This window comes from Nocardia sp. NPDC056541 (assembly GCF_042794235.1).
Classification (GTDB): Bacteria; Actinomycetota; Actinomycetes; order Mycobacteriales; family Mycobacteriaceae; genus Nocardia.
Map to the genome: position 1 here is coordinate 497,885 of NZ_JBHTUD010000003.1, position 26,563 is coordinate 524,447.

Genomic DNA, 26,563 nt, shown 5'->3' on the forward strand with positions numbered 1-26,563 from the left:
GCAGGCACAGGACCTTTACGCTGTCATTTACAGGTGTTTCATCAAACCGAAACCCTAACGGACACTGAGGGTTTCGTAAGTGACATGGGCAAGTGCCCGGTCACTGCCCTTGCGCTGCCATAGTCTCTACGCCGTTCTACTGCGCCCGAATTGCCGGTTCTTTCGCTCGTCCTGTCTGATCGATCACAGTCACCCCGATCTTCGCGGGCGGTGCCGGCTGATAGGGCGTGAACCGCTCGAGCGAGCCCCAGTCCCGGCCGAGATCGTGGTCGAGATAGGTGGGCACAGTCTCGGCCTTCAGGAGCAGATTTGTCCACCCGAGCGGGCCGCCGCCGATGTCGTCCTGCCAGGCGTTGGACGCGTCCGAACCGACCCGGTCGGGCAGAATCCGCCACTGCGGAGCCTCCGCGACGCCGTCGTGATGCTCGAACGGGCGCTGGCAGGGGAACGCGAGGCCGACGTGCCAGTCGAGCAGCACCGGCGCGGTCCGGCCGACCACCGAGTCCAGGGTGGCCAGTTTCGGCAGCCGCGGCGGCGTCACCGCGAGCCACTGCTTGCCGGTGATGTCGTTGTCGGCGGCGACCAGGCGCACCGCGTTCACGCCTGCGGGCAGCTGATCGATCGGCACGCGCAGGTTGCGCCACGATGGGGCCGGGCCGATGTCCATCGGCGCGACCGAGCCCGTCACCTCGACGGAACCGTCAGCGGCGCGGGTGCCGTATTCCAGACGCAACTCCTGGCCGTAGTGCACGACGCCGTCGGTGTCGACGTAGCGGATCCGCCCGGCCGCGGTGACCACGAGGGCCTGATACGCGGGATCGTCGCGCACACTGTCGCCGAGGTCGACGCGATACCACTGTGAGGTCAGCTTCGCCTGCTGCTGCACGCCGTCCTGGAAGGAGCCGAGGACCGGAGTGCGGGCGGGGTCGAGGCCGAACGGCAGGGCGACGGTGCTGCCGTTGATGCCGGGTTCGGCGCTGGTGCCGCCGCCGGTGCCCGCGCCGGTGGTCTTGGTGGTCTTGTTGGCGGAATCGGTGTCGACCGAGTTGGCGCCGCCGACCACGGTCTCGTCGGCATCGGCGGTGAGGTCGTCGGCCACGCCGTCCGGGGTGAAGCCGGTGGATTCGGCGTTCAGTCCGTCGGCGGGGGCGCCGGTATAGGGGGTGAGCAGGGAATCGGCCGTATTCGATTCCACCAGAACGTCATTGGCCAGGCCGCACGTATTGCCTTGCAGCGAATTGAGATTCGACTTCGCGATGGAGTACGCGGGGTACTGGGTGATGGCGCCCTTCGCCATCGACGCCACCTCGAACAGCACCAGCAGGGCCGCCGCGATGGTGAGCGGCATGGTCGCGAAGCGGTCGAAACGCCCGGTGTCGCTCGGTGTCCGGTACGGGGCGCGCAGGTGGAAGTACAGGGCGACCAGCAGCGCGAGGATGCTGAGACCGAGGAACAGCGTCGAAACGCCCTTGCCCGCCACCATCGGCGCCTTGTCCCAGAACGGCACGCCGTAACTGGAGACATACCACCAGCCGTTGGAGCCGGTGAAAGTCATCGCGAGCAGGAACAATACCGCCGCGGTGAACAGCGCTCGATTGCGTGGAGCCTTGATTCCGTTGGTGCCCACCGCAACCGCCGCCAGTGCCGCCAGCGAACCCGCCAGGCCCGCGTAGACGCCGAAGTGGTGGGTCCACTTGGTGGGCGTCCACATCATCAGCAGGAGCGCGGCGAAGACGATGCCGAGGATGCGCACCGAGGGGCCGCGCGAGGTGCCGGGGATGCGGCCCTTGCGCAGCACCTGCAGGATGCAGACGAGCAGGCACAGCAGCAGCACCAGGACGCCGAACCGGCGGGCGAGCGAGCCGTCGGGCGACAGCATGAACAGCGAGTCCCAGCGGGTGCGTTCGTCGAACCAGGCGACGTTCGGTCCGACGAGGGTGCGGACTCGGGTGGCCTCCATGACGGTGGCCAGCGTCTGGTCGGCGAAAACGATGATGAGCACCAGCGTGCCCGCCGCGATGCCGGGGGCCAGCAGCGCGGCGTAGCGGAAGATCTTGGCGCCCAGCGAGAGCCGATCCGCCTCGTCCGGGCTTGCCGAGTTGTTCGTGCGAGCCGGGCTGGTGGCGTTGGTCTTCGCCGTACTGCGGGCGACGGGCGACGGTTGGTCGTCGGCGGCGTCGAACTCGCTGTCGGCGGCGATCCGACGCGGGCGCAGACCCTGCGCGCGTTTGATGATGACCTGCATGACCGGCCGGGTACCGGCGATCAGGGCGGCGATGCAGATCAGGCCGGTCGGGCCCGCCGCCAGCGAGAACGCGGCGACGAGGATCGCCAAGGCGGCAGGCAGCAGTCGCGCGGTGGCGATGGCGCGTTCGATGAGGCACCAGGTGAGCAGCGCGCCCGCCGCGATCAGCGGTTCGGGGCGAAGGCCGTTGTCGTACGGAAGCCAGAAGGCGAGGAACACCAGGCCCGCCGTCCACAGCGCCACCTTGTCGCGGCGCACACGAGCACCGAGACGGGGCAGCACTTCTCGGCTGATCACCGCCCAGCAGACCAATCCGGCGGCGAGCGCGGGCAGGCGCATCCAGGGACTGGCGTCGGAGATCTTCGTCATCCAGGCGAGCAGTTCGTAGGACCAGCCGAACGGCGCCTCCGGCACCCCGAACCAGCGGTAGTAGTTCGCCATGTAGCCCGACGGGCCCGACGCGCGCGCCATATTGAGGATGTAGCCGTCGTCGGAGGTGTTCGCGCCGATCACATGCCAGCTGAGCAGCGTCACGACCACCACCACGTCGGCCGGGGTGATCCGCCACCAGTGCCGGGGCAGGAAGCGGCGGGCGCGGCGGCCGTCGGTGGTGTCGAGCAGGTGCAACGCGATCAGCGCGAGCAGGGTGAACACACCGGCGCCGATCATGGTCGCCAGTTTCAGCGTCGTCGGCGTCGAGGTGAAGCGGGAGTCGATATCGGCGTGCAGCCGGGCGCCGGTGAGAGCGGCCGAGTCGAGGTCGGTGTAGACGCCGACGATCTGCGGGCGCTTGTCCACGGTGACGGTGTTGCGGAACGGCGTCCCGTCCTGGCGTGCCGCCCCGACGAACTCCACGGTCGTGGCCTCGATGGTCGAGACGATGCTGATCCGCTCACACCCGGCGATCTCGGCGATCGGTGCCGACAGCATCGGCACATCGCGCGCCTGCACCCCCAGCACGCCGTCACGCACGGTGACGCTCAGTCCGCGGTCGGCTTTGCCCGAGGCGACCGGAATCGTCGTGAGCAGGGTGGTCGCGGTGGGGTTCTCCGCCCCGGGACCCGGCAATCCGCTCAGCATCGTGCACGGCAGCTGGGCGTCGAGCCGCTGCGGCACATACGACACCAGGGGTGCCTCGACGCTGGTCGCGCCCGCTTGCGGCCAGTCCAGGCTCGCGCGGTCCTGGCGCACCGGTAACAGCGGTGTGAGCAGGGCAAGCACGAACCCGAGCAGCCCACAGACGAGGGCGATCAGGCGGTATCGGGTGAACGCTCGTTCAGATCGGTCCGGTCGCACGGGGTCTGATGCTAGCCATCGAACCTGTGCGCGGGTCGGCGCCGCTCCTAACGGGCCGCCGCAGCGACGGCGCAGGTACGTCTCAACCCGTGCGGCGGTCGGCCCAGTCGAGCTGGGATCGGGCCCAGTCGGGGATCTCGGCGTCGGGGCGCGGGAAGGCGGCGAATTCGGCGCGCAGGTCGTCGGCGGTGACCTCGGGCATCCAGTCGGCGACCGAGCCGGTGGAGTAGTTGGTCTTGTACCGGGTGGGACCGGCGATGAAGATCTCGGCGCTGAGCCAGGCCCCGATGTTCGGGTCGTAGGACATGCGCTTGTGATCGGTGAGGTATTCGAGCACCTCGGTGGGCGGCATCAGGTTGGTGACCGTTCCGTCGCGCTCTTTGATCTGCACGCCGGCGACGGTTTGCTCGCCGACCTGCAGTGACCACAACAGGGCGAATTTCTGGCCGGGTGCGAGCATGGCGATGGTGGCGTCGATGACGACCCGCTCGATCGCGGCGAGCGAGTCGAGCTGCTCGCGCGGTTCCGGTTCACGGCCGATACGTTGCGGCCGTGACAACAAAAGATCGATCCGCTCCGGTCGGTTGAGCGTCATAGCTATACCTCTGCATCCGTACCGATCAGCGCTACCAAAACCTGATTTCGGTCGGCCGAACTTCCAACATTTCGCAGCGTACTCGCCCCGCGACACCGACCGCGCGGTTTGTTGACACTGACCGGACATATTGTGGTCTATCGAGCTTCCGCACACCAGTAGCTATCGGGTGTCGATAGACACAGGGTCGACGCCGTCACACCGCGGGGATCAGCTCACGCCGCCGATGCGCGCAGCGCGAACCAGCCTTCGCGCGGGTCGGCGAAGCCGTGATAGACCAGGGGAATGCGCTGGTCGATCGCGAAATACCGGTAGACGGCCTCCATCGCCTGGCGGACCGAATGCGCCTGGAAATCATCGATGCGGCGCACTCCGATGCGCCACTCGGGCAGCATCGCCAGCCGGGTCAGTTCCGCGGGATCGTCCACATCCAGCCCCCATGGGGCGGGTTCCTCGATGAGATGGTCGTGCAGCACCTCGCGCGCGACCGGCGGATCGTGGCGCGGACCGGAGAACGCGACTTGCTGTGCGCGCGCGAGCCCTCGGGTGTCCAGCGGCGTGCGCACGGCCTGGATCAGGTCGATCAGCTCGGCGTCCGGGGTGGGTTGCGGTATTCGCCCGGCGAGGGGCGCCTGTTCGAGCAGGTGCATCATCTGACCGCCGAGAACCAGCGGTTCCGGCACGAGGAAAACGCTGATGCTCGGGCAGGAACAGTTCAAGCCGGTGAGGCACACCCTCGTGTGCAACGGATCGGACATACGTCCTCCTCCGATAGCGGGTCGCCGGGACCCGTGACGTGCAGGATCTGGTTTCTACGCCAGCCGCCGGGAGAGTTCGAATCCGCCGGCGACGACCGTGCCGCACCAGTCAGTGTAGTGCCGTCGAGCGGGATGAACACCTGCTTCCGGCACGGAAGGGGCACGATCTGCGGCGGCTACCCGGCGACCGATTCGGTGTAGCGGCGGGCCAGGGTGCGCAGGTGCGCGACCAGCTCGGGCGGGCCGTCGACGCGGAAATCCATCATCAACATGCTGAGGTAGATCGCGATCGTCTCCATCGCGTCGGCGCCGGTGAGCAGCACGCAACTGTGCTCGTCGATCGGCTCGACCACGCCGACCGCCGGGTTGATCCTCGCGATCACGGTCTCCGCGGATTCGAGGACGGTGACGCGGGCGTGGACGCGCCAGCCGGTGGAGGCGATGTGACGCATGACGAAGGCGACCAGGTCGTCGTGTGGGAGGGAGCGCGGGGCGAACACGCGGGTGCCCGCCTCGGCCCGGGTGATCCCGGCGGCAGGCAGTGCCGTCCAGTCGTGGGTGCGCATGCTGTAGGCGACCAGGTACCAGCGACGTTGCCAGTTGATCAGCCGGTAGGGCTCGAGTTCCGTTGCACCGTCGGAGGTTTCGACGGTGACAGTGGTGGTGCGGCGGACCGCGTCGGCGAGGGTGGTGAGGATACCCGCGGCGACCGGTGCGTCCGGTTCGCGGGAACCGGTGGTGGCGGGGCCGATCTCGGTGGCGTCGCGCAACGCGGAGACCTTGCGCTGCAAGCGTTTCGGGAGGATCTGTTCGATCTTGCGGAGTGCTCTGGTGAGCTGGTCGCCGATGTCGGAGACGGCGAGCGAGCCGTCGTGGGCCACGGCGATGGACAGCGCGACCGCCACCGCTTCCTCGTCGTCGAGGAGCAGCGGCGGCATGGTCGCGCCGCGGCCGAGGCGGTAGCCGCCGATCGCGCCCCGTTCGGCGTGGACGGGATAGCCGAGTTCGCGCAGCCGTGAAATGTCGTTGCGCACGGTGCGTTCGGTGATCTCGAGGCGGTCGGCGAGCTCGCGCCCGGTGTAGGCGCGGTCCTGCAGCAGGGCGAGCAGACGCAGGACGCGCGGGGTTGTCGCAGCCATTTTCCACCTCGTCGAAAATTAGGAAAGAAACAAGCCTAATAGGTTTCTAGGCTGGAGTCATCACCGAAACGAAAGGCACCATCATGAACAGCACCGCAGCCCTCGAAACCGTCTGGCGCGACGTGGTCGCCACCTCCTACCGGGCCCTCGGCGACGTCGTGGCCGGGATCGCCGACGACCAGTGGAACCTGCCCACCCCCTGCTCGGACTGGACCGTCACCCAGGTCATCCAGCACGCCGCGGGCGACCAACTCGCCTACGCCGCTGCCCTGGGAGTCGGCCCCGGCCCGTCCTACAACCCCTTCGATCCCTCCGGTGAGATCGACGGTTCCGCCGCCGCCCTGGTCCGCGAAGCCGTCGACCAGACCGCCGCGGCGTGGGCCACGGTCGCCGACGAAACCACCACTGTCCCCACGCCTCTCCCGCACGGCGACCTCCCGACCCCCGTCGCGGCCACCCTCGCCGCTCTCGACGCCGCGGTCCACGCCTGGGACATCGCGATCGCCACCGGTCAGCCGTCGCCCCTCACCGACGACCTCTCCGCCCATCTTCTGACCGCCGCCCGCACCATCCACCCGGCCCCCGGTTCAGGCACCGACGCCGAAATCATCGAACCCCTGCGCCAGTGGGGCGCCTACGCCGCCGTTGTCGAAACAGCGGCTACCACGCCCACCGCCGAACTCCTGCACTACCTCGGCCGCGCCGCTGTGTGAGCCGGGGTTCGGCCACCGGTCGAGGACATGGCCTCGCCACAGTGGTCGTCGAGTATCAGCGGCGCACGGTGATCAGGGTGAAGGGGCCGATTTCGGTGGCGGTGAAGGCGGGGTCGGTGAAGAGAGACTTGGGGAAAGAGACTGTGTAGCGCTTGACGTTCGGGTCGTTGGGGTAGACGTCTTCGGCCAGGCGCAGGGTGTAGTTGTCGCCGTCGTTGCGGAAGAGGAAGGCGTCGGGGGCGCGCCACGGGGACTTCGCGAGGGCTTCGACGAGGGCCGGGGAGTCGGGGAGCTTGCTCCAGTCGGCGATGGTGGCGGCGCGCGCCTTGAAGTCCGACAGGGGGTTCGCGTAGTGGGAGGTGAGGGCCTGGAAGCCCCAGTAGGGGTAGAAGGCCAGGAAGGTGGTGTCCGCGGTGAGGACGACGGATTCGTCTCGGGGACGGCCGGTTTGCGCCAGGATGGCCGCATCGATCTCGCGGTAGTGCGAGACGGCGGAGGGTTTGCGCTGGTCGGCTCGTTCGCCGTTGCCGTCGGTGTCGGTGTAAGCGGTGTCGATCTCGTGGGTCAGCACGGTGGGGATCGTCTGGGCGAAGGCGATGGCGCCGAGGACGGCGATCGCGGCAGCCGCGGTGCGCATCGGGGCGGGCTCGTTCACCGCCTGGTAGAGGGCGGTCGCGCCTTCGACGAAGCCGAAAACGCCCGCGGCGGCGAGCAACGCGAGCAGGACCGGCTCCAGCCGGAAGGACAGCAGGGTCGTACCTGCCGCGGTCGCCATCATCGAGAGCAGGGTCCACAGGTAGATCGATACGACGCCGAGGCCCAGTGCCTGTGCGCGCCTCGATGATCCGGCGCGAACTACGAGCCACAGCACGCCGATCATGCACAGGGCTCCCCGCAGGGAGAACTCCAGCATCGGGAACGCCAGCTGTGCGCCGGACTCCGGCAGATAGTGGAAAGCGCTGCCGGAGGGAAGTTTCGCACCGGACGCCATCTTCAGCAGATACGGCGTCCACACGACAAGGGCGAGCACGATGGCGATGCCGCCGATTGCCGCCAGCCTGGTCATCGGCGCGATCGCGGCGCGCCAGGCGGGCGGAGCGCTCAGCGGGACAGTTCCGCCCGTGGCCGGGGAAACGCCGGGGGTACCGGCGTCAGCGGCCGCGCCCGCTCGCGCGCCGCCCAGCCGGCTTGCCCGCCGCCCGGCTGCCCGCTGTGCGTAGACCGCGAACCCGGCCGCCACCACCGCCATGATCACCACGGTGAACGCCGCGATCGCCAGGTACAACGTGTAGAAACACGCCGCCACCCCGAGGAACAGCCCCGTACCGAGCACCGCGCCCCACCCACCGGACCGCCGATGCAGCGCACCCCACGCCAGCACCAGCACCGGCGGAACGAACACCACGAGCACCGCGCCATAAGCCTCGGGCGAGGCGTACGCCAACGTCATCGCCGTGACCGCGGCGGCCGCGCCCACCGCCATGTCGGCCCGCACCAACTGCATCCACAACACCAGCGCCACCGCGGCGGCGATGGCGAGCAGCCCGATCGCGTACGGCTTGAACACTTCCCAGCCGTCCATTCCGAGCACGTTGCCCACGCGCCCGCCGATCCAGAACCACCCGGCCGGATAGAACGGCGGCAGATCCACATACGTCATATCGCGCAGCGCGGCACTGTCGGTGAGCCGGGTCAGGTACTCGGTCCGGAATTCCTGATCCACCGAGACACCGAACAGGTACAGCTTCGTCGCGGCCAGCGGCATCCCCAGCGTGACCGTGACAAAGCTCGAGATTCCTACCCAGGACAGCAGTTTCGCCACCACCGGCCACTTGCGCAGCCGGATCAGCAGCACCGAGACCACCAGCAGCGCGACCGCGACGACCTGTCCCACCGTGGTCAGCGCACGAGTCACATTGGAGGAGTTGAACGCGGGCCACTGCACCGCGGAGAACGCGAACAGCCCCACCACGGCGACCACCAGCGCTACACCCGCGGCGGCAGCCCCCTCGCCGACCCCGCTCCAGATCTTGCGCCCCGCCCGCACCTCGTCATTGGTCGTCATCGGCGCGCAATCCTCCGGCTCCACTGTGCTCAACGGTCCGGGCCAGCCTAGTGGAGCCGAAAAGCAGAACTGCCGCACCATCCGGGGATGATGCGGCAGTCCTGAACGCAGTCGATCAGATCGGGAGCTTGCGGAAGATCGGGCGCGGCACGTGGCGCAGGGCCGACATCAGGAAGCGGGCCTCGCCCGGCGCCCAGACGATCTCGGTGCCCTTCTCCGACGCGGTGACGGCGAGCTTGGCGACGTCTTCCGGGTCGACGGTGAGCGGAGCTTCCTTGGCGCCGGTGGCTTCCCAGTGGGCCTTGGTCGCCGAGGTGCGCACCTGCATCGGCCGGATCACGGTGACGCGCGGCCCGAAGGGACGCAGCGCCTCGCCGAGGCCGAGGTAGAAACCGTCGAGGCCGGCCTTGGTGGAGCCGTAGACGAAGTTGGAGCGGCGAACGCGCTCACCGGCCACCGAGGACATCACGATGATCCGGCCGTGGCCCTGGGCCTTGAACTTGTCGCCCACCAGCACGCCCACCGACACACCGGCGGTGTAGTTGATACCGACGGTCATGACCGCCTTGCGCTGGTTCTGCCACAGCTCCTCGGCATCGCCGAGCACACCGAACGCCACGATCGCGACATCGACGTCGCCCGCGGCGAACGCGGAGTCGACGACCTTGGGGTGCGACTCGGTGTCGAGCGCGTCGAAGTCGACGACGTCGACCTGGGTCGCGCCCGCGGCCTTCACCTGGGTGACGGCGTTCTCGAGCAGCGGGTCGCCGGGCAGGTTCGCCAGGATGACCCGGGCCGGGCTCTTGGCCAGGTACTCGGCCACGATCGCGAGACCGATCTCGGAGGTGCCGCCGAAGAGCAGGATGGTCTGCGGGTTGCCAACTGCGTTGATCACTGGAGCTCCAGCCTCCTGGCCATATCGGACATGAACACGCCATTCGGGTCGACGCTGCGGCGGACCTTGATCCACTCGTCGATCCGCGGGTACATCTTGTGGAAGGTCTCGGCCGAGGTGCGCGAATCCTTCGCGGTGTAGAGCCGCCCGCCGAACTCGAGCACGCGCCGGTCGAGCTCGGTGACGAACTCGTTGAGCCCACGCGAGATCGGGAAGTCGACGCAAATGTTCCAGCCGGCCATCGGGAAGCTCAGCGGCGCCTGGTTGCCCTCGCCGAACAGCTTGAACACATTGAGGAACGAGTAGAAACCCGAGCTCTGGATGTCGATGATGATGCGCTTGAACTCTTCGACCGACTCCGGCGGAACCACGAACTGGTACTGCAGGAAGCCGTTGGAGCCGTAGCCGCGGTTCCATTCGCCCATCATGTCGAGCGGGTGATAGAAGGCGGTCAGGCTCTGCGCCTTGCCCCGGTAGGTGCCCGACTTGCGGTACCAGATCTCACCGATCGGCCCGAAGGTGTACTTGTTGGCCAGCCCGTTGGGGAACACATCGGGCAGCGTGAAGAAGGTCTTGCCGTTGAAGCGCAGCGGGTCTTTCTGCAGCTTCTTCGGCAGCTGGTCGACCTTGGCCAGGTTGCCGCGTGAGATGGCCGCGCGTCCCAGGTTGGGCAGCGGGCTGATGGCGTCGAACCAGGCCGAGCTGTATTCGTACTTGTCCTCGGAGCCGTCGCTGTGGAAGGCGATGGTCTCGTCGAGGGTGCTGGTCACGTCGCCGTCGGCGATGAAGTACGCCGTCTCGGTGGGGGTCATCTCGACGGTGGCCCGCAGGATGATGCCGGTCAGGCCGCAGCCGCCGATGGTCGCCCAGAACAGCTCCGGATCGGACGCGGCGGTGATCGTGCGGACGACACCGTCGGCGGTGAGCAGATCCATCGAACGCACGTGGTTGCCGAAGCTACCGGCGCTGTGGTGGTTCTTGCCGTGGATATCGGAGCCGATGGCGCCGCCGACGGTGACCTGGCGGGTACCGGGTAGGACCGGAACCCATAGGCCGAACGGCAGCGCTGCCTTCATCAGCTGGTCGAGGTCGACGCCGCCGTCCACGTCGACGAGGCGGGTGGCCGCGTCGATGCTGTGGATCTTGTTCAGCGCGGGCATGTCGATCACGAGGCCGCCCGCGTTTTGCGAGTTGTCGCCGTAGGAGCGGCCGAGGCCACGCGCGATCACGCCGCGTCGCAAATGCGCCGGCTTCGAGTCGTTGTCCTGCGCCACCATGCTCACGGCCTTGGCGATCAGTTCCGGATCGCTGGTCGAGAGCACTTCGGCGGAGGTGGGTGCGGTGCGACCCCAACCGGTGAGCTTGCGGGTGCGCGTAGGGAGCGCGAACGCCTCATCGTTGGTGGTCGAAATGTTCTCAGACATCGGCTAAGAGGCTACATGCATGGCGCGAGGAGCGACCGGTCTCGTAGTCTTCCTCACGTGCAAGCCCAACCGCATCTGCCGCTGCCCGCCGAAATTCCCCTGGTCGACGAGCCCGGCGGGACCGAAGTCGACCTCAAGACGCAGATCGTGCGGTTCACGCTGACGGGTGGTTTGTCGGCGATCGTCGACTACGGCATCTACAGCCTGCTGCTGAATCTGCTCGGGTGGCCGGTGAGCCTGGCGAAGGCGATCAGTTTCGTCGCAGGCACCACCACGGCGTACCTGATCAACCGGCGCTGGACGTTCAAGGCAGAGCCGAGCAGGGCCAGGTTCTTCGCGGTGGTGGCGCTCTACGCGGTGACGTTCGCGGTGCAGGTGGGGATCAACGCGGCGCTGTACTTCGCGCTGCCCGACGAGTGGTGGCGCCAGCCCCTCGCGTTCGTGATCGCGCAGGGCACCGCAACCGTCATCAACTTCGTCGTGCAGCGTGTGGTGATCTTCAAGATCGAGTAGCTAGCTGGCCTCGGCGATGGCCGGTGCCTGCTTGCCCGCCTTGACGCCGAAGTAGTCGCCGCCTTTGGCGCGCACGTTGTCGGTGCCCCATTCGCGCTGGTCCCGCGAGACCGGCACCATCTGCGGGATGTGCTTGCGGCAGTGGATGTAGGCCTCTTCGACATCGACCACCACCCACACCTGCGAGGTCTTTCCTCGCTCGGCGGGCGGCAGATCGGTGACGTCCTCGCGCAGCTCGCTGTCGGCGACCATGCGGGCTTTTCCGTTGATGTGCAGGCCGATGAGGTCGCGAACGAAGTCGATCATCAGGATTCCCACGTGCGGGTTCTCGAGGATATTGCCCAGGCTGGCCATCACCCCGTTACCTCGATATTCGGGGTACGCAATCGTGCGATCGTCGATCACGTGCAGGAATCCGGGGGTCCCCGCCCGGAAGCTGGAGTCACATTCGCCGTGTGAATCGGAGGTGGCGATGAAGGCCATGTCCATCCGGGCGACGAAATCGACCATCGTGGGATTCAGATAGTCGATCACCTGGTCGTCGTAGAAGCGCTCGGCTCTGTCCGAGGTGCCCAACGTGTCCTGTAGCTCGTGTTCTCCGTCGCTACCGACGAATTTTTCGGGCATCGGGCCCCCTCTGCTAGCCGTACCGGTTGATGCGGGCTTCTAGACGAAACCCCCGCTGTGACCGCAATCTCACCCAGTCTAGGGGACTCTCACTGCCGGTGGGGCGTGTCCATTGTTGCGAAGGATATGAAAGCCGAGTTTGCGCAACGGTTTCCGGACCCGGACTGATCAGGCCGGACCTACCGTCACCGGTACCCCGTTGAACACGGCGGTTCCGGACACCACGTCGACCACCGAATCATCGGTCAGCACATTGGCGTTCACGCCCGCGTGCGCCAGCGCGACCGACTGGGTGCTGCTCGCGCCGTGGCCCCAGCCGTGCGGCAGGCTCACCACGCCGCGCATGATCGTCGGCGTGAGCTCGACCTGCACTGTCAACGAGCCCGCCGCCGAGGTGATCTCGGCCTGTTCGCCGAGGCCGAGGCGGGTCGCGTCGTCGGGGTGGACCTGGAGAGTGCAGCGGTTGGAGCCACCGACCAGACCCGCGATGTTGTGCATCCAGCTGTTGTTGGAGCGCAGCTGACGTCGTCCGATCAGCACCATCGCGGGCGCGGTGCTCGCCAGCCCGGCGCGCAGCCGCTCCACGTCCGCGAGCAGTTGCGGCGGTGCCAGCTCGACCAGCTTCGACGCGGTGCGCAGGACACCGGGCAGTCGTGGGCGCAGTGGGCCGAGGTCGATGCCGTGCGGGTTGTCCAGGAGGGTTTTCAGGCTCAGGTCGCCGCCGTTCCACGCGCCGTACGGGCCGAGCTTGAGCATCAGATCGAGGCGCTGTTCGGTGGTGTCCGTGCCGGTCAGCTCGTCGCGGCGTTCGCTCATGCCGGCCTTGTGCAGGGTGCCGGCGATCACGAGCTCGTCGACCATCGCGATCGGACTGGCCGCGCCCGTCCCGGCATGCGGCTGACCACTCACCGCGGCGGCGAGCCGGGCCACCACGGCCGATTCCGAGGGCCGCTCGCCCAGCGCGACCAACGGCGGCGAGTAGCGGGCGTAATTGCGCACCGCGAACTGCAGCAGCGCGAAATCGAAGTGCGGTGACTGCACCGAACGCGGTGGCGGCAGGATCACGTCCGCGTGTCTCGTCGTCTCGTTGACGTAGCGATCCACACTGACCATGAACTCGAGCCCGGCCAGGCCACGGTCGAGTCGCGCACCGCTCGGCGCGGACAGCACGGGGTTGCCCGCCACCGTCACCAGCGCCTTGATCTGCCCCTCACCCGGTGTTTCGATCTCGTCGGCGAGGGTGGCGACGGGCAGTTCGCCCATGGCCTCCGGCAGCTCGCGGACCCGGCTGGTCCAGCGGCCGAGGCGGAACGGCTTGCTGCGCTGCACCCCGCCCGCCGCGGCATCGGCGAACATGGCGCCGCCGGGGGAGTCCAGGTTGCCGGTGAGGGTGTTGACGGCATCGACCAGCCACTGGGTGAGCGTGCCGAACTCGGCGGTGCACGTGCCGATCCGCGCGTAGACGGCCGACGTGGGCGCGGCCGCGAGTTCGCGGGCCAGCGCGCGGATGGTGCCGGCGGGGATGCCGGTGCGCTCGGCCACCGCTTCCGGTGGGAAATCGAGGGCGGCCGTGCGTAGTTCGTCGAGTCCGGCCACGTCGACGCGCACGTCGGTCAGGCCCTCGTCGAACAGCGTGTGCACGACCCCGAACAGCAGATACGCGTCCGAACCCGGCCGGATGAACAGGTGCTGGTCGGCGAGTGCCGCGGTTCTGGTCTCGCGCGGATCGACCACCACCAGCTTGCCCCCGCGCGCCCGCAACGCCTTCAGCCGCCCGGGGAAGTCGGGCGCGGTGCACAGCGACCCATTGGATTCGAGCGGATTGGCGCCAAGCATCAGCAGGAAGTCGGTGCGATCGAGGTCGGGGACCGGGACCGTCAGCGGGTCGCCGAACATGAGTCCGGCCGCGACCTGCTTGGGCATCTGATCGGCCGAGCTCGCGGTGTAGATGTGACGGGTGCTCAGCGCCCGGATCAGGACGGGCAGATAGAGCGCGCCCGCGACGGTGTGCGCGTTGGGGTTGCCCAGGTACACCGCGGACGCGCCACGGGGGATCTCGGCGAACGCGGCCGCGATGAGGTCGAACGCCTCGTCCCAGCTTGCCGCGCGGAACCCGTCACCGTCGCGGATCAGCGGGGTGGTGACGAGGTCGGGATCGCCGTCGAGCTTGCCGAAACTGGCGCCTTTCGGGCACAGGAAGCCCTTGCTGAACGGGTCGTCGCGGTCGCCGCGTACCGACAGCACCTGGTCGGCGTCGTCGAGGGTGACCGTGAGACCGCAGACGGCCTCACACAGCGGACAGGTACGCAGGAGCGAACGTGGAGCCATACCCCATGCTTACGCCCACTGGGGCGGGCGATGGCCGGAAACGCCGAAAACCCGCGAGCTGCGACGTCGGGGAGGCGTCGCGGATCGCGGGTTCGGGCTGGTTCAGGTCAGCTGGCGAGGGTCAGCGCCGCGCGCTTGCCGACCTGCTTGCCGGTCTGCCTGCGGGCCATTGCCGAGCGAACGGCCGCACCGAGGGCGACGACCGGCGGGATCCAGCGAGCCTCGGTGGGGGCGACGCCCCAGGAGGCGCTGCCCGCGGCGAGCTGGGTGGGCGGCAGCGGGATGCTGGCGCCGTCGGTGTGCACGATGACGCCTGCCTCACGCATGGCCTCGATCGCCATGGCGGCCTTGCGGACACCGGTGACCAGGTGGATCTCGCGACGCTCCTGGCCCGGGATCTCGATCACGGGGCCGGACAGGTTGTTGGCGCGCAGGAAGCGGCGAACGTCGCCCGCGATCTCACCGGTGATCTCGATGGCCGAGACCTCGTCGTCGGTGATCAAGCACAGACCGTTGGTGGTTTCAGCGACCGTCCATCCACGCGCGGTGTACTCCTGCGCGGCGGCACCTTTGTCGGCGGCCGTAGTGGTGGTCGGAAACGTCGTGCGCACTGTGTTCTCCATTCCCCGAAGAGCTCTGTTCCTGCGTTCATGGGCGTATCGGCGGGAGGTGGCCGACTCGTTACGCCGTTACCGAAAAATATTCGAGAGTGTCTGCTTCGTCTCAGTCCGGTAACCTTCGCTATCGCAGGTACGGTGCCGACAGGTTGGCGTCGGGGTCGAAAGCGGGCAGGATTCGAAGCATGACCGAAGCGCCTGGCACTCCCGAGTCGAACGACGAGGATGTCGAGGAATTCGACGCCGAATCCCGTTGGCTCTCTTGGAAAGAGGCCGGTGGCAAGCGGCCCGATCGTGCCGGTGAAGTCTCCTACGAAGCCGATCTGGCGCGCGACGCGGGGTTCGAAGAGCCGTTCCGCAGTACCGGTTCGGCCAAACAGTGGGCCGCCGAGGCCGCCCGTTCGCTGCTGGATGTGCAGTTCCGCAGGCCCGCGACCAGGACTTTGCTACCGCTGGCCTACGTGCTCGGCGTCGCGTCCTTCGGCATCGGCCTGCCGATCGCCTTCACCGTGCTGATGTGGAAAGCCTCCGCGGTGCTGGGGGTGCTCGCCGCGCTGGTGTCGATCCCGTTGGGGCTCACCATCGCGGCCTCGGTCCGCCTGATGCTCGAGTTCGCCGACAACGCCGCCCGGTTGGCCGGCCGCGTCGAACACATCAGTGATCTGGCCGACGGCCTGTTCCAGGCGCTGTCCGATGTCGCCGAGCCGGTGAGTCAGCTCTCCGAAGACGTTCGTGCGGTGCAGTTCTGGCGGTTCCGCAAGAAAAAATAGGTCTTGCGCGGTGTCCGATTCATTGTGAAACAATCCGTACGCAGATCCGGATATGTCGGCTGCGTAGGTCGGTCTCCGTAAGTTCTGTCCGGAGACCGGAGTTCGGATACAGGGGGGAAGTATGGCTTCACCACAGGGCGTCACCGGTTCCACGATGCCGCGCAGGCAGTTGGGCAGGCACTTACGTGACCTGCGCAATCGTGCGCGGATGACAACCAGAACCGCGGCGGCGCAACTGGAGTGGTCGGAAGCGAAGATCTGGCGGATCGAAACGGGGCAGACGTCGTTGCGCAGCCTCGACGTCGAGGCCATGTGCAAGGTGTACGGCGCGCCGGCCGATCTGGTCGAACCGCTGGCCGCCTTGGCTCGCGAAACCAAAGCACGGGGTTGGTGGACGAGCTACGGCGACGTGATCGCGGAGGGATTCGAGGTCTACATCGGCCTCGAGGAAGCCGCGTCGGGGCTCGCGCTCTACGAGGACGGCCTCGTCCCCGTCCTGTTGCAGACCGAGGACTACACGAAAGCGCTGCTGGAGCAGACGATCCCCGGGCTGACCGAGGCGGAGCTCGAGCGCAGGCTGCGGGTGTCGGCGGCCAGGCAAGCTCTGGTGACCAGGGCGGATGCTCCGTTGCGACTGGACGTGGTGCTGGCCGAGTCGGTGCTCACCCGTGTGATCGGTGACGACCGCGTCCGCGCGGGCCAGCTCGCGCGATTGCGGGAGCTGGCCGAGCGCGAAACGGTGCGGATCCAGGTGGTTCCCGGCGATTCCGGCTACCACGCGGGTCTCGAATCGGGCCGGTTCGTGATCCTGGACTTCGGGGTCGACGATTCGGTGGATCGACCGGAGCCGCCGGTGGTCTACGTGGAGACCTTCGCGGGCAGCACCTACCTGGACAAGCCTGCCGAATGTGATCGCTACCGGCGTGCTTTCACCGGTATCACCGCGGCGGCTACGGGCACGTTGTAGGGCTGTCCCACGAACCGGCGAGCACCGAACGGTGGGTGGGCAGGGCTCGGTCGTAGACCGCCCTGCCCTTGTCGGTGAGCTGGACGAAGATGGCGCGACGGTCGAGATCGCACATGCTCCGTTCGACCAGGCCGTCGCGTTCCAGCCTGGCCACCGCGCGCGAGAGCGCACTCTGGCTCAGGTAGATGTCCTGGGCCAGTTCTGTCATGCGGTACTTCTGACACGCCGCGTCGACCAGTCGGTCCAGCGTTTCGAATTCGCTGAGGCCGATCTCGTGGTCCCTTTGGAGCGCCTTCTCCAGGGCGCAACTCACGGCGGCGTGCCTGCCGAGTAGTTCGCGCCACTGACCGACCAGCTCGGTGGGCGCTTCGGTGCGCCGAGCTGACGTTACGGCCGGGTTCATGGCCCCATCTTAGTGGTAGGCGCATGTTCATGCAACAGCATTTTATGTGTTGGCAATTAATGCACACGCATGTAATGTCCTCCGCATGACTTCGCCAGCAACGCTCTCGGCCGCAGATCAGGCGACCGATCCCACCAGGTGGCCCCTCCGCCTCTGGGGAATGCTGATCACTCTGTGCATCGTCCTTTTCCTCGACGGGCTCGACGTCTCGATGATCGGCGTCGCGCTGCCGTCCATCGGCGCCGAACTCGATCTGTCCACCTCCACCCTGCAGTGGCTCGTCAGCGGCTACATCCTCGGCTACGGCGGCCTGCTGCTGCTGGGCGGACGCACCGCCGACCTGCTCGGCCGCCGCAAGGTCTTCCTCATCGCCCTCGCGGTGTTCGCGGTCGCCTCGCTCGTCGGTGGCCTGGTGAGCGACCCCGCGCTGCTGATCGCCACCCGCTTCATCAAGGGCCTGGCCGCCGCGTTCACCGCGCCGACCGGTCTGTCGATCATCACCACCACGTTCGCCGAAGGAAAAGCGCGCAACAAGGCGCTGTCGATCTACACCGTCTTCGGCGCGGGCGGCTACTCCATGGGCCTGCTGTTCGGTGGCCTGATGACCGGCGTCGGCTGGCGCTGGACCTTCCTGCTGCCCGTCCCGATCGCGCTCGCCGCCCTGGCCGCCGCCTTCGTGCTGGTGCCCAAGGACGGTAAGGCCGAAGAAGGCGGACACGATCTACTCGGCGCGCTGCTGTCCACCGCGGGCATGTTGCTGCTGGTCTACACCGTGGTCACCGCGCCGGAAGTCGGTTGGGCCTCGGCTCGCACCATCGGTTCGTTCCTCGCCGTGATCGCCCTGTTCGCCGCGTTCGTCGTCACCGAACAGCGGGTGAAGCACCCGCTGGTCCGCCTCGGCATCCTGCGCAAGGCCTCGCTCGTGCGAGCCAGCCTGGCCATCATCGCGGTCGCCGGTTCCTACTTCTCCTGGCAGTTCATCGTGACCCTGTACATGCAGGACACCCTGGAGTGGTCGGCGCTGAAGCTGGCGATGGCCCTGCTGCCGGTCGGCATCCTGGTCGTCGGGTCGGCGTTCTTCTCCGAGAAGCTGATCGACCGTTTCGGCACCGGACCGGTCATCGCGGTCACCATGAGCGTCATGGCGATCGGCTACCTGCTGTTCCTGCGGATCGACACGGCACCCGGCTACTTCACCGTGCTGCTGCCCGCGATTCTGCTGATCGGCATCGGCTGGGTCGGTTTCCCCGCCATCAATGTGCAGGCCACCAGCGGTATCGACGACGACGAGCAGGGTCTCGCCGCAGGCGTACTGCAGACCTCGATGCAGGTCGGCGCGGCCGTCGTGCTCGCGGTGACCACCGCCATCGTCACCTCCGGCGGGCACGGTACGAGTGCCACTCCGCAGCAGATGCTCGACACCTACCGGCCGGGCCTGGAGTTCGCGGCGGGCGTCACCATCGTCGGCGCGCTGCTCGCGCTCACGGTCTTCCTGCCCCGGTTCCGCAAGCCGGCGGAGGTCGCACCGGTCGAGGCGAAGGTTCTCGAACCGGTGGCCTGATCGGAAAACGCTGAACGGCACCACCTCGCGCAGGTGGTGCCGTTCGACGTTTCACGTGAATCAGGCGGAAAACTTCGGCGCTGCTTCGTCTTTCGCCGAGCGAACATAGGTCAGCGGGCGGCCGTCGCGGCCCTCGGTCGGCCATTCGATGCCGAGGCGCGGATCGAAAGCGTCCAGGTCCCTGTCGAACTCGGGGGAGTACTCGAGCGAACAGAGGTAGGTCACCGTCGACCGGTTCTCCAGCGAGAGGATGGCGTGGCCGAGACCCTCGGACAGGAACACCGAGCGCCGCGAGACGTCATCGAGCAGCACGCTGTCCCACCGGCCGTAGGTCGGTGAGCCCGGCCGCAGGTCGACCACCACATCCAGGAACGCACCGCGCACACAGGTCACATACTTGGCCTGACCGGGCGGATCGTCGGTGTAGTGGATGCCGCGCAGCACCCCGGCGGCCGAGACCGAGGTGTTCACCTGGTGCAGCTCGAACGGGCGCCCGGTGGCCTTCTCGAACTCCGAGGCCTTGAACGACTCGCAGAACATGCCGCGGTCGTCGCCGAGCAGACGCGGGGTCACCACCCAGGCGCCGGGGATCGCCAGTTCACGAAATTCCATGCGCTACCAGTCTTTTCCGCGGTCGATCAGATCCAGCAGGTAGCGGCCGTAGCCCGAGCGCACCATCGGTTCGGCGAGCTTGCACAGCTGCTCGTCGGAGATGAGGCCGCGGCGCCAGGCCACTTCCTCGGGCACGCCGATCTTGAGGCCCTGCCGCTCCTCGATCGTGCGCACGTAATTGGCCGCGTCGAGCAGGGAATCGAAGGTGCCGGTGTCGAGCCAGGCGGTGCCGCGGGCGAGCACGTCGACACTGAGCCGGTTCTGCTCGAGGTAGGCGCGGTTGATATCGGTGATCTCGTACTCGCCGCGCGCCGACGGCTTCAGCTCGCGGGCGATCTCGACCACGTCGTTGTCGTAGAAGTAGAGGCCGGGGATGGCGTAGTTCGAGCGCGGGACCTTCGGCTTCTCCTCGATGGAGACCGCGCGGCCCTGGTCGAACTCCACCACGCCGTAGGCGGTCGGGTCCTTCACCCAGTAGGCGAACACCGCGCCGCCGTCGATGTCGTGGAAGCGTTCCAGGCTGGCGCCGAGGCCGGGCCCGTGGAAGATGTTGTCGCCGAGGACCAGCGCCGCCGGTTCGTTGCCGATGTGATCGGCCCCGAGGACGAAGGCGCTCGCGAGACCGTCGGGTTCGGGCTGCACCACGTAGCTGATCGCGACGCCGAACTGGCTGCCGTCGCCCAGCAGCCGGGAAAACGCGTCGGCGTCCTCCGGCGTGGTGATCACCAGAATGTCGTCGATCCCTGCCAGCATGAGGGTGGACAACGGGTAGTAGACCATGGGTTTGTCGTAGACCGGGACAAGCTGCTTGCTCACCCCGCGCGTGATCGGGTGCAACCGTGAACCGGTGCCGCCCGCCAAGATGATTCCGCGCATAGGTGGCAAGTCTGCCAGTCCCGTCCGCCCCGGAGACGGGGAGGTTCCGACACGTCGACGAATTGGTCACGAACGTTTCGTGACCGGGTGTGTCGGGCGATAACTGAGACAGACAAGACGTTCATCTGATTATGTGAGCGTCGATGTGTGAAACATCACTGTGTTAGATGTCAGCGCCGACATCCGATCCGGGGGGTTTACGCCTGGTCAGGGGTCGACGCGCCAGCTGTAGAGGTAGGTGCGCGATGGTAGCCACAAAGATCACCGGCGTGATGGGTGGGCTCGCGCCCGTGGCCCCGATCAGCACCGCCGAGAGGCCGGAGTCGGGCATCATCGTCAACTCCGGCCGGACCAGTACCTCCTCGCGAGTCCTGATGGGCGCCTGCCTCGGCCTGATCGGACCGCTGCTGCGCACCGTGCCCATCAACCGGGCCACCATTCCGGTCGGCGCCGTCGCGGTCGACCTGCTGTCGCGGCTGCGGCCCGAACCGCACGGCATCGAGCGCGAGCAGATCCAGCTCCAGGGCTTCAAGATGGAAATGGTGCGGCCCGCGGGCGGATCTCGCGCGTTGCGCCACGGCGCGTTGCTGTACATGCACGGCGGCGGCTTCGCGGTCTGCGGATTGCAGACACACCGCGCGGTCGTGGCCGGACTGGCCCGGCGCACCGGACTGCCCGTCCTCAATGTCGAGTACCGGCAGCTGCCCGGTGATTCGATCGACACCTCGATCGACGACTGTGTGCTCGCATACCGCTGGCTGCTGCGCCACGGGGCCGATCCGGCGCGCATCGTGTTCGCCGGCGACTCGGCGGGTGGGTTCCTGACCTTCGCGACCGCGATCCGCTCGCGCGAGATCGGCCTGCCGCTGCCCGCCGCCCTCGTGGGCCTCAGCCCGCTGCTCGATCTGGACTACCGGGCCAAAGAGGGCTACGTCAATGTCAACCGGGACGCCTACATTCCGCTGAAGGGCCTCGAGGCGGTCGTCCACCTGGGCGCCGAGCACGCCGGTCCGCTCGATCCCGCGCTGTCGCCGGTCAACGCCGAGCTGGCCGGGATGCCGCCGGTGCTGCTCATCGCCGCCGAGGACGAGCTCCTGCGCTACGACTGTGAACTGATGGCCCACCGGCTCACCGCCGCGGGCGTGCCCAACACCCTGGAGCTGTGGCGCGGGCAGGTGCACGCGTTCATGAGCATCCTGCCGAGCATGCCGGAGAGCCGTTCGGCGCTGGGCCGGGTGGCGAAGTTCGTCCGCACCGCGGTGGAACCGGCCCAGCGGGCACGTACGGCCTGAGAACGGCTCGGGCGGTCCTGACCACGGTCGGCCGACCGAGCCACCTCCGACACGAAGAAGCGGCCCCCGCCCGGATTTCTCCGGGCGGGGGCCGCTTTCCTTCTGTCCTGCGGCGAAATTACTTGGCCGGAGCGACGAAGGGCTGGTTGATCGTGGTGAAGTACTGGATCGCAGCACCGATCGCGACCGGAGCGGTCACGAAGATCTGGCCCAGGATGACGCCGAGGGCGCCGATGGTGGTGGCGCCGACGACGCAACCCGCGATCGGGCCCGCGCCGAACAGGGCGAGCAGCACACCGGTGGCGACCAGGCCGGCCGCGGCACCCGCGATGCAGCCGATGGTCGCGCCGCCGAGGCCGCCGGCCAGGGTGCCGATGGTGGCGCCCATGGAGATGGTGGAGGTCAGACGGCTCCAGGCGGCCTGCTCACGCTCGTACTCGGTCTTCCAGGGAGCCTTGTCCTCGTAAGGCAGGGCCACCGGCTTGTAGACGGCCTGGGCCGGGTCGAGCTGGGGGGTCAGGACGGCCTTGTTGCCCGAGATCTCGGCGGCGATCGGCAGCTCGAAGTCATCGAGGCGGAACGACAGCGGGGTGCCGGCGACGGTGGTGCCGTTGGCAGCCTTGATCTTGAAGGCGCCGTCTTCGACGACCAGCGAGCCGGCGTCGGTGGTGATGACGGACTTGGAACCGTCGACGACCTCGGCGGAGTAGTTGATCGGGGCGGCTTCTTCGGCCGGCGCGGCGTTCACGGTGCCGGCGGTGACGCCCATGGCGGCGATCAGCAGCGCCGACGTGGCGGCGAATTTCCTCATCAGCATTTTTGTTGAACCTCAAGTTTGGAGCGTGCGGAGGGGACTCGTAGATCAAAAGCTCCCGCAGCTAACCAGAGGTGAACCTGCTGTGACTGTTAGTTCAAGTTTTGTTCACCATTGATACTCCGATGCCTGTGCGCTGATAGAAACCTGAGCGTTGACCGGGCTTTTTCTCAGGAAAACCGACTTCGAGTCTTAACCTACCTACAGGTAATGTGACGGAGATCACTGTGTAAATATATGCCGGGTCACAGGTCAGAGACGTTCCAGCAACACATAACGGTGACACCTTTCGTCACGAGCGTCCACGGAATGCACGTATCGTTGACCGAGTGCGAGTGCTCGTAACCGGCGGGGCCGGGTTCATCGGTGCGAATTTCGTCCAGCAGACCGTGGCCACGCGCCCGGATGTCCAAGTGACCGTGCTCGACGCGCTCACTTACGCGGGCAACCGGGCATCGCTGGATCCGGTCGCGGATCGGATCGAATTCGTGCACGGCGATATCGCCGATCTCGATCTTGTCGACAACCTGGTCAGTGGGGTGGACGCGGTCGTGCATTTCGCGGCCGAATCCCACAACGACAACTCCCTGGCCGAGCCGTGGCCGTTCGTGCAGACCAATATCGTCGGCACCTACTCGCTGTTGCAGGCGGTACGCCGCCACGAGGTGCGCTACCACCACGTCTCCACCGACGAGGTGTACGGCGATCTCACCCCCGACGAGCCGGGCTTCACCGAATCCACCGCCTACAACCCGTCGAGCCCGTATTCGGCGACCAAAGCGGGCAGCGACATGCTGGTACGCGCCTGGACCAGGTCTTTCGGTGTCCGCGCGACCCTGTCGAACTGCTCCAACAATTACGGCCCGTACCAGCACGTGGAGAAATTCATCCCGCGCCAGATCACCAACCTGATCGACGGTGTGCGCCCACGGCTGTACGGCGCGGGTCATCAGGTGCGCGACTGGATCCACGTCGACGACCACAACCGCGCGGTCTGGGACATTCTCGAGCGTGGCCGGACCGGCAAGACCTATCTGATCGGCGCCCAGGGTGAACTCGACAACCTCACGGTCGTCCAGCTCATTCTGCAGGCGTTCGATCGAGAGCCCACCGACTTCGATCACGTGACGGACCGCCCCGGCCACGACCAGCGCTACGCCATCGACGCGAGTCTGCTGCGCGAGGAGCTGGGCTGGTCACCGCGCTACGCGGACTTCCGCGCCGGCCTGGCCGACACCGTCGCCTGGTACCGCGACAACGAGAACTGGTGGCGACCGAAAAAGGCCGATACCGAACGCGCCTACGCGGCAGCGGGCGAGAAAACTCTGTAATCCCCACCGTCGTCTGGGGAATTATCCCCAGACGACGGTGTAATACGTTGCGGCGGTAGCGACAAGCGCGAAAGTCGATGCGCAGGCGATGGTGATCGCGGTCCCGCGGGCCGGAATCACGCCATCGGAATTCGTGAGTCGCAGCCCCACCACGCGAGCCAGCACCGCCAGTCCCATGATTGCCAGCGGCACGAAATACCGGCCCTGCACACCGTCGATGATATAGAAATCGACCGGCGTGAACGACATGTACAGCGTCACGTAGATCATCGCCACACTCGCGAGCACCGTGAGCGCCACGATCAGCGTGCGACGGAAAGTGGCTGTGGTGGTACTCATCCGGTCGACGATGCCGAAACTCACCGCGAAGGCGAGCAGGCACGCCAGCATCGAAATCGCGGGCACGTCCACATACGCGAAACCGAGTTCGCCGAAGAACTGGTTGAACCAGCGATGGTCGCGCAGCGCGATGCTCTCGCCGAAGGTGTGCACGAATTGCACCGGGTCGCTGAGGATTCCCTTCAGCTGATCGCCCGGTCGCACCTGGCCCCACTGATGGGGCGGGCGCATCAGGCCCATGCCGTCGCCGGTGGGCGCCGCGATCTTCGTCCAGGCGAGGAAAAGCACCCCGCCCGTCACCGCGAATGCCCACGGGACGAATTTCAGTTTTCCGCTGAAACCGAGCCGGTCGGCGGGCACCACCACAACCAGCATCGCCAGCAGCACATAGGTCGGTTTGCTCAGCGGCAGCGCGATCGTCGCGGCGAGCAGCGCGGCGGTTTCCGCCCGGTGCAGTCGATCGCCGACGAACAGCGCTTTCAGCAACAGCGCCGACACCATGATGGCGAGCGCGTTGGTGAGCGTGTCCGCGGTGACGGTGCCCGCCTGGAAAAGCGCGATCGGCAGCACCGCCACGGTGAATACCAGCCACTGGCTACGCCGCTCGCGCAGCGCGTAGAGCCCGAATCCGACAACCGCGAGATAGGCGACCAGGCCGGCGAAACGGGTGAGCAAATACATGCCACCTACGTCGAGGCCGAGCGCCTCGCCCAGCCGAATGCCAACGGCGGCGGGCACATACGGCACCGGCGAGTAGGCGGCGGTGTTGGTGAACCACATCTGCCGGGTCGTCGAGGAGACCTCGGCCGCGGCGAGCCGGTCGTAGGCGCCGGGGTCGGCCACCATCGCGTCGGGCTCTTCGGGGTTGTCGTTGTAGTCGGTGAAGGCGTAGCCCATCAGCGCGTCGATGCTCACCGGGATCTGCCCGCCGTAGGCCACACCGCGATCGTCGACGATGCGCTGGGGGAACACGCCGCCGTGGGCGACCTGGTAGGCGCGGCCGAACTGGGTGATCTCGTCGTGGCCCCAGAACGCGGGCGTGAGCACGGCGAACACGGCGCCGAAGACGGTCGCGATCATCGCGAACGCGACGGTCGCGGCGCCGAACCGCTGGGTCACAGTCCGGATGGGCGCCAGCGCCCGATCCTTGCGTGCGGGGGTCTTGCTGGGTTCTACAGTCGTCTCGGGCTCGATGGACGTGGTCACCGACGGTCTCCGGCCGCGACGTCCTCGTTCACCCCGGCGGCCGAATAACGCAGGTAGACCAACCGCGCCGTTTCGTGGCGGGAGCGGCGGATGCCGTCCAGGATCAGGCCCGCGGTCCACGCGAGGCTGCCGAGCAGCAACAGCGTGAACGCGAGGAACAGCGTCGGGAACCGCGCCACCTGGTGAGTGTTGTAGAAGTCGATCACGATCGGCACGGTCAGAATCACCGAGACCAGCCAGGCGATGGTGCCGAACAGGCCGTAGAACGCGACGGGGCGTTCGTGGCGGGCCAGGCCCAGGATCAGCGCGAGGATCTTGGTGCCGTCGCGGTAGGTGCGCAGCTTGGATTCGCTGCCCGCGGGTCGGTCGCGGAAACCGACCGGCACCGAGGTCTGCGGCACGCGCAGGTGCAGCGAATGCACGGTCAGCTCGGTCTCGATCTCGAACTCGCGCGACACGGCCGGGAAGCTCTTCACGAACCGGCGCGAGAACACCCGGAAACCGCTCAGCATGTCTTCGACGTTCTCGCCGAACACCTTGCCCACCACGCCGTTGAGCACCTTGTTGCCGGTCTCGTGACCGCTGCGGTAGGCGCTGGCGTCGGCGTCGTCCTGCTTGCGCACACCGAGGATGTGGTCGTAGGGGCCCTCGAGCAGCGTCTTGATCATCAGCGGAGCGGCCGACGCCTCGTAGGTGTCGTCGCCGTCGATCATCAGATAGACGTCGGCGTCGATATCGGCGAAGGCGCGGCGCACCACATTGCCCTTGCCCTTGGTGTTCTCGAAGCGCACGATCGCCCCGGCCTCACGGGCGCATTCGGCGGTGCGGTCGGTGCTCAGGTTGTCGTAGACGTAGACGACGATCCCCGGCACAGCGGCTTTGAGGTCGGTGACGACCTTGGCGACCGCGGCCTCTTCATTGTGGCAGGGGACCACGGCGGCAATGCGAAGCTCGGTGGAGTCCACCCGGGTCAATCCTCGGAGTTAGGCAGCAGTGGGACACCGGGAGGCTACAGGATTATCGGCGGGCCGGCGCCCGCGTGTCCGCTGGATTATCGGCGCGCTGGCGCGCGCGTGTTCGCGGCCCCAAGGGGACTCCGGGGTTCCGCCCGGTGGTTCTGCACGCAAGAGACAGAAAACGAGGCGAACCGGCGCGACACCCCCCCGAACACCCCAGA

The 26,563-nt window shown here is 67.4% G+C and carries 23 protein-coding genes; 7 read left to right on the plus strand and 16 right to left on the minus strand.

Features of this window, described 5'->3' with window-relative positions; all coding sequences use genetic code 11:
- Nucleotides 1-136 precede the first annotated feature (136 nt).
- From ACFQ9R_RS07745 to ACFQ9R_RS07760, 4 genes are all read right to left on the minus strand, one after another.
- Nucleotides 137-3,541, minus strand: coding sequence for an arabinosyltransferase domain-containing protein (locus ACFQ9R_RS07745; protein ID WP_378989504.1), 3,405 nt, complete (start codon nucleotides 3,539-3,541; stop codon nucleotides 137-139).
- Between the two features lie 82 nt (nucleotides 3,542-3,623).
- On the minus strand, nucleotides 3,624-4,136 hold the full coding sequence (locus tag ACFQ9R_RS07750) for a hypothetical protein (RefSeq protein ID WP_378989505.1): 513 nt from the start codon (nucleotides 4,134-4,136) through the stop codon (nucleotides 3,624-3,626).
- A gap of 215 nt (nucleotides 4,137-4,351) precedes the next feature.
- The gene (locus ACFQ9R_RS07755; RefSeq protein WP_378989507.1) at nucleotides 4,352-4,894 is read right to left on the minus strand and encodes a hypothetical protein; all 543 of its coding nucleotides are present in this window, start codon (nucleotides 4,892-4,894) and stop codon (nucleotides 4,352-4,354) included.
- Nucleotides 4,895-5,070: 176 nt separating this feature from the next.
- Nucleotides 5,071-6,033, minus strand: a complete 963-nt coding sequence (locus ACFQ9R_RS07760) for a helix-turn-helix transcriptional regulator (RefSeq protein ID WP_378989508.1) — start codon at nucleotides 6,031-6,033, stop codon at nucleotides 5,071-5,073.
- Nucleotides 6,034-6,116: 83 nt separating this feature from the next.
- On the opposite strand from ACFQ9R_RS07760, the gene ACFQ9R_RS07765 reads away from it, so the two are divergent.
- Nucleotides 6,117-6,746 (plus strand): TIGR03086 family metal-binding protein, encoded by a 630-nt coding sequence (locus ACFQ9R_RS07765; RefSeq protein ID WP_378989509.1) that lies wholly within the window; start codon nucleotides 6,117-6,119, stop codon nucleotides 6,744-6,746.
- Between the two features lie 55 nt (nucleotides 6,747-6,801).
- Here the strand turns inward: ACFQ9R_RS07765 and ACFQ9R_RS07770 are convergent, their stop codons facing one another.
- From ACFQ9R_RS07770 to ACFQ9R_RS07780, 3 genes are all read right to left on the minus strand, one after another.
- Entirely contained in the window at nucleotides 6,802-8,811 is a 2,010-nt protein-coding gene (locus ACFQ9R_RS07770; protein WP_378989510.1) for an arabinofuranosyltransferase, read from the minus strand.
- 115 nt (nucleotides 8,812-8,926) lie between these two features.
- Nucleotides 8,927-9,706, minus strand: a complete 780-nt coding sequence (locus tag ACFQ9R_RS07775) for a decaprenylphospho-beta-D-erythro-pentofuranosid-2-ulose 2-reductase (RefSeq protein WP_378989511.1) — start codon at nucleotides 9,704-9,706, stop codon at nucleotides 8,927-8,929.
- Nucleotides 9,703-11,118, minus strand: a complete 1,416-nt coding sequence (locus ACFQ9R_RS07780) for an FAD-binding protein (RefSeq protein WP_378989554.1) — start codon at nucleotides 11,116-11,118, stop codon at nucleotides 9,703-9,705. Before ACFQ9R_RS07780 ends, ACFQ9R_RS07775 begins: the two co-directional genes overlap by 4 nt.
- Nucleotides 11,119-11,145: 27 nt before the next feature.
- Here ACFQ9R_RS07780 and ACFQ9R_RS07785 point away from each other — a divergent pair, with 27 nt between their 5' ends.
- The gene (locus ACFQ9R_RS07785) at nucleotides 11,146-11,643 is read left to right on the plus strand and encodes a GtrA family protein (protein WP_378989513.1); all 498 of its coding nucleotides are present in this window, start codon (nucleotides 11,146-11,148) and stop codon (nucleotides 11,641-11,643) included.
- Here the strand turns inward: ACFQ9R_RS07785 and ACFQ9R_RS07790 are convergent, their stop codons facing one another.
- The 3 genes from ACFQ9R_RS07790 to ACFQ9R_RS07800 all read right to left on the minus strand — a co-directional run bounded on the left by ACFQ9R_RS07790 (nucleotide 11,644) and on the right by ACFQ9R_RS07800 (nucleotide 15,209).
- Nucleotides 11,644-12,270, minus strand: coding sequence for a pyridoxamine 5'-phosphate oxidase family protein (locus ACFQ9R_RS07790; protein WP_378989514.1), 627 nt, complete (start codon nucleotides 12,268-12,270; stop codon nucleotides 11,644-11,646).
- Nucleotides 12,271-12,438: 168 nt separating this feature from the next.
- Complete coding sequence (locus tag ACFQ9R_RS07795; RefSeq protein WP_378989516.1) at nucleotides 12,439-14,598, minus strand: molybdopterin oxidoreductase family protein; 2,160 nt, start codon at nucleotides 14,596-14,598, stop codon at nucleotides 12,439-12,441.
- 107 nt (nucleotides 14,599-14,705) lie between these two features.
- Entirely contained in the window at nucleotides 14,706-15,209 is a 504-nt protein-coding gene (locus ACFQ9R_RS07800) for a hypothetical protein (protein ID WP_378989518.1), read from the minus strand.
- Between the two features lie 191 nt (nucleotides 15,210-15,400).
- Here ACFQ9R_RS07800 and ACFQ9R_RS07805 point away from each other — a divergent pair, with 191 nt between their 5' ends.
- The gene (locus ACFQ9R_RS07805) at nucleotides 15,401-15,985 is read left to right on the plus strand and encodes a DUF4282 domain-containing protein (RefSeq protein ID WP_378638068.1); all 585 of its coding nucleotides are present in this window, start codon (nucleotides 15,401-15,403) and stop codon (nucleotides 15,983-15,985) included.
- Nucleotides 15,986-16,106: 121 nt separating this feature from the next.
- Complete coding sequence (locus ACFQ9R_RS07810) at nucleotides 16,107-16,952, plus strand: helix-turn-helix domain-containing protein (protein ID WP_378989519.1); 846 nt, start codon at nucleotides 16,107-16,109, stop codon at nucleotides 16,950-16,952.
- On the opposite strand, the gene ACFQ9R_RS07815 is transcribed toward ACFQ9R_RS07810, so the two are convergent.
- Nucleotides 16,936-17,355, minus strand: a complete 420-nt coding sequence (locus ACFQ9R_RS07815) for a MarR family winged helix-turn-helix transcriptional regulator (protein WP_378638073.1) — start codon at nucleotides 17,353-17,355, stop codon at nucleotides 16,936-16,938. The genes ACFQ9R_RS07810 and ACFQ9R_RS07815 overlap by 17 nt on opposite strands.
- 85 nt (nucleotides 17,356-17,440) lie before the next feature.
- Here ACFQ9R_RS07815 and ACFQ9R_RS07820 point away from each other — a divergent pair, with 85 nt between their 5' ends.
- Nucleotides 17,441-18,916, plus strand: a complete 1,476-nt coding sequence (locus ACFQ9R_RS07820; RefSeq protein WP_378989520.1) for an MFS transporter — start codon at nucleotides 17,441-17,443, stop codon at nucleotides 18,914-18,916.
- A 60-nt stretch (nucleotides 18,917-18,976) separates the two neighbouring features.
- On the opposite strand, the gene ACFQ9R_RS07825 is transcribed toward ACFQ9R_RS07820, so the two are convergent.
- Entirely contained in the window at nucleotides 18,977-19,528 is a 552-nt protein-coding gene (locus tag ACFQ9R_RS07825; RefSeq protein ID WP_266295138.1) for a dTDP-4-dehydrorhamnose 3,5-epimerase, read from the minus strand.
- Nucleotides 19,529-19,531: 3 nt separating this feature from the next.
- Nucleotides 19,532-20,404 (minus strand): glucose-1-phosphate thymidylyltransferase RfbA, encoded by an 873-nt coding sequence (rfbA, locus tag ACFQ9R_RS07830; RefSeq protein WP_378638078.1) that lies wholly within the window; start codon nucleotides 20,402-20,404, stop codon nucleotides 19,532-19,534.
- A gap of 245 nt (nucleotides 20,405-20,649) precedes the next feature.
- On the opposite strand from rfbA, the gene ACFQ9R_RS07835 reads away from it, so the two are divergent.
- A complete protein-coding gene (locus ACFQ9R_RS07835) occupies nucleotides 20,650-21,696 on the plus strand; it encodes an alpha/beta hydrolase (protein WP_378989523.1) in 1,047 nt (348 codons plus the stop codon).
- A gap of 118 nt (nucleotides 21,697-21,814) precedes the next feature.
- Here ACFQ9R_RS07835 and ACFQ9R_RS07840 read toward each other — a convergent pair whose 3' ends face one another.
- Nucleotides 21,815-22,513, minus strand: coding sequence for a hypothetical protein (locus ACFQ9R_RS07840; RefSeq protein WP_378989524.1), 699 nt, complete (start codon nucleotides 22,511-22,513; stop codon nucleotides 21,815-21,817).
- Between the two features lie 326 nt (nucleotides 22,514-22,839).
- Here ACFQ9R_RS07840 and rfbB point away from each other — a divergent pair, with 326 nt between their 5' ends.
- Nucleotides 22,840-23,841 carry a dTDP-glucose 4,6-dehydratase gene (gene rfbB / locus ACFQ9R_RS07845; RefSeq protein WP_378989525.1) on the plus strand — a complete coding sequence of 334 codons (1,002 nt, stop codon included), beginning with the start codon at nucleotides 22,840-22,842 and terminating at the stop codon, nucleotides 23,839-23,841.
- 21 nt (nucleotides 23,842-23,862) lie between these two features.
- On the opposite strand, the gene ACFQ9R_RS07850 is transcribed toward rfbB, so the two are convergent.
- Together ACFQ9R_RS07850 and ACFQ9R_RS07855 are read right to left on the minus strand one after the other, a co-directional pair.
- The gene (locus ACFQ9R_RS07850; RefSeq protein ID WP_378989526.1) at nucleotides 23,863-25,386 is read right to left on the minus strand and encodes a DUF2142 domain-containing protein; all 1,524 of its coding nucleotides are present in this window, start codon (nucleotides 25,384-25,386) and stop codon (nucleotides 23,863-23,865) included.
- Nucleotides 25,383-26,351, minus strand: a complete 969-nt coding sequence (locus ACFQ9R_RS07855) for a glycosyltransferase family 2 protein (protein ID WP_378989527.1) — start codon at nucleotides 26,349-26,351, stop codon at nucleotides 25,383-25,385. Before ACFQ9R_RS07855 ends, ACFQ9R_RS07850 begins: the two co-directional genes overlap by 4 nt.
- Between the last annotated feature and the right edge of the window lie 212 nt (nucleotides 26,352-26,563).

What these genes read in the sequence shown, in the direction of transcription:
- ACFQ9R_RS07750 (WP_378989505.1), bottom strand. Translation starts at nt 4,136, where the DNA reads ATGACGCTCAACCGACCGGAGCGGATCGATCTTTTGTTGTCACGGCCG.
- ACFQ9R_RS07755 (WP_378989507.1), bottom strand. Translation starts at nt 4,894, where the DNA reads ATGTCCGATCCGTTGCACACGAGGGTGTGCCTCACCGGCTTGAACTGT.
- ACFQ9R_RS07760 (WP_378989508.1), bottom strand. Translation starts at nt 6,033, where the DNA reads ATGGCTGCGACAACCCCGCGCGTCCTGCGTCTGCTCGCCCTGCTGCAG.
- ACFQ9R_RS07765 (WP_378989509.1), top strand. Translation starts at nt 6,117, where the DNA reads ATGAACAGCACCGCAGCCCTCGAAACCGTCTGGCGCGACGTGGTCGCC.
- ACFQ9R_RS07770 (WP_378989510.1), bottom strand. Translation starts at nt 8,811, where the DNA reads ATGACGACCAATGACGAGGTGCGGGCGGGGCGCAAGATCTGGAGCGGG.
- ACFQ9R_RS07785 (WP_378989513.1), top strand. Translation starts at nt 11,146, where the DNA reads ATGCATGGCGCGAGGAGCGACCGGTCTCGTAGTCTTCCTCACGTGCAA.
- ACFQ9R_RS07790 (WP_378989514.1), bottom strand. Translation starts at nt 12,270, where the DNA reads ATGCCCGAAAAATTCGTCGGTAGCGACGGAGAACACGAGCTACAGGAC.
- ACFQ9R_RS07795 (WP_378989516.1), bottom strand. Translation starts at nt 14,598, where the DNA reads ATGGCTCCACGTTCGCTCCTGCGTACCTGTCCGCTGTGTGAGGCCGTC.
- ACFQ9R_RS07805 (WP_378638068.1), top strand. Translation starts at nt 15,401, where the DNA reads ATGACCGAAGCGCCTGGCACTCCCGAGTCGAACGACGAGGATGTCGAG.
- ACFQ9R_RS07810 (WP_378989519.1), top strand. Translation starts at nt 16,107, where the DNA reads ATGGCTTCACCACAGGGCGTCACCGGTTCCACGATGCCGCGCAGGCAG.
- ACFQ9R_RS07815 (WP_378638073.1), bottom strand. Translation starts at nt 17,355, where the DNA reads ATGAACCCGGCCGTAACGTCAGCTCGGCGCACCGAAGCGCCCACCGAG.
- ACFQ9R_RS07820 (WP_378989520.1), top strand. Translation starts at nt 17,441, where the DNA reads ATGACTTCGCCAGCAACGCTCTCGGCCGCAGATCAGGCGACCGATCCC.
- ACFQ9R_RS07825 (WP_266295138.1), bottom strand. Translation starts at nt 19,528, where the DNA reads ATGGAATTTCGTGAACTGGCGATCCCCGGCGCCTGGGTGGTGACCCCG.
- rfbA (WP_378638078.1), bottom strand. Translation starts at nt 20,404, where the DNA reads ATGCGCGGAATCATCTTGGCGGGCGGCACCGGTTCACGGTTGCACCCG.
- ACFQ9R_RS07835 (WP_378989523.1), top strand. Translation starts at nt 20,650, where the DNA reads ATGGTAGCCACAAAGATCACCGGCGTGATGGGTGGGCTCGCGCCCGTG.
- ACFQ9R_RS07840 (WP_378989524.1), bottom strand. Translation starts at nt 22,513, where the DNA reads ATGCTGATGAGGAAATTCGCCGCCACGTCGGCGCTGCTGATCGCCGCC.